A 405-nucleotide genomic window follows, 5' to 3' on the forward strand; every position below is an offset into this window, starting at 1 on the left:
GGATAAAGTTGTAGGCGTTACCCAGTACTGCGATTTTCCGGAGGAAGCTAGAACCCGCGCTGTTGTAGGCGGCTTTTCGGGGGCGACAATCAGCATGGAAATTATACGTTCCCTGGAGCCTGACCTGGTGATCCTTTCCGCGTATATGCACGCCAGGGTTGTGTCCCTTCTGGACGAGCTGGGTATTCCCTGTTTTGCCGTTGAGCCGGAGGATTTTAATCAGGTTTATGAAACCATCGCCTGTTTGGGAGAAATATGCGGATGCGCCGACGGCGCAGCGAAAGTAATCACGGAAATGCGGGGAAAAATTGCGCTTGTCAGGCAGAAAACAGAAGGGCGAAAAAGGCCTGATGTATTTTGGCTCCTTAACCAGAATCCGCTTATGACAGCGGGTTTTGGCACTTT

The 405-nt window shown here is 51.4% G+C and carries 1 protein-coding gene; it reads left to right on the forward strand.

Annotated elements, in window-relative coordinates:
• A partial coding sequence (locus ACYVTD_RS17380; RefSeq protein ID WP_461248881.1) for an ABC transporter substrate-binding protein occupies nt 1-405 on the forward strand: 405 nt, incomplete at both ends.

The organism is Treponema sp. R6D11 (genome assembly GCF_054786075.1).